This window comes from uncultured Georgenia sp., from assembly GCF_937958535.1.
Classification (GTDB): Bacteria; Actinomycetota; Actinomycetes; order Actinomycetales; family Actinomycetaceae; genus Oceanitalea.
This window is the reverse complement of record NZ_CALGNQ010000139.1, coordinates 1-4,636: the sequence shown is the minus strand read 5'-3', so window position 1 is coordinate 4,636 and position 4,636 is coordinate 1. Positions and strand designations below refer to the sequence as shown.

3 protein-coding genes and 1 pseudogene are annotated in these 4,636 nt (G+C 74.9%); all 4 read left to right on the top strand.

Going from position 1 to position 4,636, the window contains the following annotated elements:
* A pseudogene (locus Q0195_RS07765) lies at positions 1–283 on the top strand (serine hydroxymethyltransferase); the annotation flags it as partial.
* Positions 280–1,155 carry a bifunctional methylenetetrahydrofolate dehydrogenase/methenyltetrahydrofolate cyclohydrolase gene (locus Q0195_RS07760; RefSeq protein WP_299276718.1) on the top strand — a complete coding sequence of 292 codons (876 nt, stop codon included), beginning with the start codon at positions 280–282 and terminating at the stop codon, positions 1,153–1,155. The pseudogene Q0195_RS07765 and the gene Q0195_RS07760, both read left to right, overlap by 4 nt.
* 5 nt (positions 1,156–1,160) lie before the next feature.
* Positions 1,161–2,342, top strand: coding sequence for an MFS transporter (locus Q0195_RS07755; protein WP_299276715.1), 1,182 nt, complete (start codon positions 1,161–1,163; stop codon positions 2,340–2,342).
* Between the two features lie 87 nt (positions 2,343–2,429).
* A partial coding sequence (gene ggt, locus Q0195_RS07750; protein ID WP_299276713.1) for a gamma-glutamyltransferase occupies positions 2,430–4,636 on the top strand: 2,207 nt, incomplete at its 3' end.

Below are 4,636 nucleotides of genomic sequence, written 5' to 3'. Positions count from 1 at the left end.
GCTCGACGGCCAGCAGGCCGAGGACCTCCTCCACGCCGCCGGCATCACGGTCAACCGCAACGCCGTGCCCTTCGACCCGCGCCCCCCGCGGGTCACCTCCGGGCTGCGGATCGGCACGCCCGCGCTCGCCACCCGCGGCTTCGGGGCCGCCGAGTTCACCGAGGTCGCCGACATCATCGCCACGGCGCTGGGCCAGGGCGCCGCGGCCGACGTCGAGGCGCTGCGCGCCCGGGTGCGGACGCTCACCGAGGCCTTCCCGCTCTATGAGGGCCTCCAGCAGTGACCGCGCAGGTCCTCGACGGGAAGGCCACCGCCGCCCAGATCAAGGGCGAGCTCACCGCCCGCGTGGCCGCGCTGCGCGAGCGCGGGGTCGTGCCGGGCCTGGGCACCGTGCTCGTCGGGGACGACCCGGGCTCGCGCAGCTACGTCGCCGGCAAGCACCGCGACTGCGCCGAGGTGGGCATCGAGTCCATCCGGGTCGAGCTGCCCGCCACGGCGAGCCAGGAGGAGATCCTCGCCGCCGTGGACCGGCTCAACGCCGACCCCGCCTGCACCGGCTACATCGTCCAGCTCCCGCTCCCCGCGGGGGTGGACACCAACGCGGTGCTCGAGCGGATCGACCCCGACAAGGACGCCGACGGGCTGCACCCCACCAACCTCGGACGGCTCGTCCTGCGGGTCAAGGAGCCGGTCACCAGCCCGCTGCCGTGCACGCCGCGCGGCATCCTCGAGCTGCTCGACCGCCACGACGTCGACCTCGCCGGGGCCCACGTCGTCGTCGTCGGGCGGGGCACCACCGTCGGGCGCAGCATCGGCCTGCTCCTCACCCGTCGGGACGTCAACGCCACCGTCACGCTGACGCACACCGGCACCCGCGACCTCGCGGCGCACGTGCGCCAGGCGGACGTCGTCGTCGCCGCCGCGGGGGTGCCCGGCATCGTCACCGCGGACATGGTGCGCCCCGGAGCCGCCGTCCTCGACGTCGGGGTGAGCCGTGTCGTCGACCCGGAGACCGGCAAGGCCCGCCTCCAGGGGGACGTCGCCGCGGAGGTCGCGGAGGTGGCCGGCTGGCTGTCACCGAACCCGGGCGGGGTCGGGCCGATGACCCGCGCGATGCTCCTGGCGAACGTCGTGGACGCCGCCGAACGGGCCTGAACCGAGTGCGCGGCCCGGGCCGGGAGGCCGCCGCCGGGGTGGTGGCCGTCCTCCTGCTGGCCGCGTGCCTGCGCGCCCCGGTCACCGCGGTCGGACCGCTCATGGAGCGGATCGGGGACGAGACCGGGCTGGGCCCGGCGTCCCTCGGGCTGCTCGGGGCGCTGCCCGTCCTCGGGTTCGGGCTCGGCTCGGTCCTCGTCCCGCGCCCCGCCGCACGGCACGGGCTGGAGCGGGTCATCGCGGCCGCCCTGGTCGCGCTGGCCGGTGCCGTCGTCGTCCGTTCACTGCCCGTGCCCGGTGCGCTGTGGGTGGGGACCGCGGCGCTCGGCGTGCTCATCGCGGTGGGCAACGTCCTCGCCCCGGCCGTCGTCAAGCGGGACCACCCGCGTCGCATCGCCCTCCTCACCGCCTGCTTCACCGCCGTCATGAGCCTGACGGCGGCCACCGCCTCCGGGGTCGCCGTCCCGGTCTCGGACGCCTGGGGCGGTGGGTGGCGCCTCCCGCTGGCCGCCTTCGCCGGCGTCATCGGCGTCGTCGCGCTCCTGTGGACCGCGCGTGCCCGGCGGACTCCGCGCCCGCCGCGCACCCCGCCCGGCGACCCGGCAGAGCCCGCGGCCCCGGTGTGGCGGCTGCCCAGCGCGTGGGTGGTCAGCGCGTTCATGGGGCTGCAGTCCGGCGTCTTCTTCGTCCTCATCACCTGGCTCCCCACGGTGGAGAGCTCCTTCGGCCTGGACCCCGCGGCCGCGGGCTGGCACATGTTCCTCTTCCAGGTGGTGAGCATGAGCGCCGGGCTGCTCCTGTCCACGCTCATGCGCGGCCGGACGGACCTGCGCGCCCTCGGGGTGGTGGTCAGCCTCTGCTCGGTCGCCGCGATGGTCGGCATGGTCCTGGCACCCGGGGCCGCGCTGCTGTGGATCCCCGTCGCCGCCGCGGGCTCCGGCGGCTCGCTCGTGCTGTCCCTCAGCCTCTTCGGGCTGCGCACGGCCCACCCGCGCGACACCGCCCGGCTCTCCGGGATGGCGCAGGCCACCGGGTACGTCTTCGCCGGCGGCAGCGCGCTCGCGGCGGGCTGGGTCGGGGGCACCTTCGCCTGGGAGCTCGTGCTCCTCCTCGTCGGGTGCCTGGCGGTGGGGCAGACCGTCGCGGTCCTCGGTGCGGCCCGGCCCGGGGTCATCACCGACACCTGAGCCCCGGGCCCGGTCTTTCGCAGGATGTGCCGGACCGCCGGACCGCCGTACCATCCCCGGAACCGACCGGACCAACGGAGGACGACGATGTCACACGCCCGGACGCGGCCGCGTACGCCGGCCACCCTGCTGCCACCGGCGCTGCTGGTGACGACCCTCGTCACGGGGGTGGTCGCCGCCCCCGCGCACGGCTCCCCCCAGGAGTACGACAAGGAACCGACCGCGACCGGGACCGGCGGGGCGGTCGCCTCGCTCGACCCGTACGCCTCGCTCGCCGGGGTGGAGATCCTCGAGGCGGGCGGCAACGCCGTCGACGCGGCCGTCGCCGCGTCCGCGACCCTCGGGGTCACCCGCCCGTACGACGGCAGCGTCGGCGGCGGCGGCTTCATGGTCATCTACTCCGCGCAGACCGGGGAGGTCACCACCATCGACTCCCGCGAGGAGGCGTGGGCGGCCATGGAGCCGGACGTCTTCCTCGACGACGAGGGACAGCCGATCCCGTTCGCCGAGCGGCGGGTGTCCGGCCTCTCCCAGGGTGTGCCCGGCGTGGTCCGCGGGTGGGAGCGGGCCCTGAGGGAGCACGGGACGATGGACCTGGACCGCGTGCTGGAGCGGGCGACCACCATCGCCGAGGAGGGCTTCGTCGTCGACGCGGAGTACGTGCGCCGCACCCAGGAGAACCTGGACATCTTCCGCGACTTCACCTCGAGCAGCGAGACCTTCCTCGTCGACGGCGACGTGCCGCAGGAGGGCTCGCTCGTCACCAACGAGGACCTGGCGCGGACCTACCGGCTCCTCGCCGAGGAGGGCGCCGACGTCTTCTACGAGGGCGAGATCGCCGAGGCCATCGTCGAGACGAACACCAACCCGCCCGTCGTCGCGGACACCGAGCGGGTGGTGCGCCCCGGCGCGATGACCCTCGCCGACCTCGCCGGCTACGAGGCGCTGGAGCGTGACCCCACGGTCGTGGAGTACCGCGGCTACGAGGTCTACGGGATGGGCCCGCCCTCCAGCGGTGGCTCGACCGTCGGTGAGGCGCTGAACATCCTCGAGGGCTTCGACCTCGCCGCCATGACGCAGGAGGAGGTGCTGCACCACCTCGCGGAGAGCTCGGCGATCGCCTTCGCCGACCGCAACGCCTACGTCGGGGACGAGGCATTCGTCGACGTCCCGCTCACCGGGCTGCTGTCCCAGGAGTTCGCCGACGAGCGCCGCGAGCTCATCGGGCCGGAGGCCCTGGAGCGGCCCGTGGCGGCGGGCGACCCGTGGTCGCACGAGGGCGTGGTCGGGCCGACCTCCGACGCGACGTCCGCGGAGGGGACCGGCTCGACGACGCACCTGACCGTGGCCGACCGGTGGGGCAACGTCGTGAGCTTCACCTTCACCATCGAGCAGATCGGCGGCAGCGGCATCGCCGTCCCCGGGTACGGCTTCCTCCTCAACAACGAGCTCACCGACTTCGAGCCCGACCCCGACCACCCCGCCAACGCCCCGGCTCCCGGCAAGCGGCCGCGCAGCAGCATGAGCCCGACGATCGTCCTGGGCCAGGACGGCTCCCCGGTGGCCGCGTTCGGGTCCCCGGGCGGCTCGACGATCATCACCACGGTGCTCCAGGTGGCGGTCAACCACCTCGACCTCGGGATGTCGCTGCCGGAGGCGATCGCGGCGCCGCGGCTGTCGAGCCGCAACGGAGCCGCGAGCGATGCCGAGGCCGGCATCCACGACACGGCACTCGGCGACGCGCTGCGCGCCCGGGGACACACGGTCGACCCGGTGGCGACGCTCGGCAACGTCACCGGCGTGGCGTTCCTCGGCGACGGCGTGCTGCAGGCTGCCGCCGAGCCCGTCCGGTCGGGCGGCGGCAGTGCCATGGTGGTGCGGCCCCAGGAGGAGCCGCCGCCCCCGCCTGCGGGGCGCCACGGCTTCTTCCTCACCAACAGCTGGCGGGGCGGCGACGCCGACGTGTACTTCATGTACGGCCGGCACACCGACGAGGTGCTCATCGGTGACTGGGACGGCGACGGCAAGGACACCATCACCGTCCGCCGCGGCAAGACGTACTACGTCAACAACGCCGCCGAGGGTGGTCCCGCGGGCAGCGTGTTCACCTACGGTCGGGCCGACGACGTCGTCCTGGTGGGCGACTGGGACGGTGACGGCGTCGACACCCTGGCGGTGCGCCGCGGGGCGACCTACCACGTCAAGGACACGCTGCGCGGCGGGGAGGCCGACCGGGTGGTCCACTACGGCCGGGCCGGCGACGACGTCCTGGTCGGTGACTGGGACGGGGACGG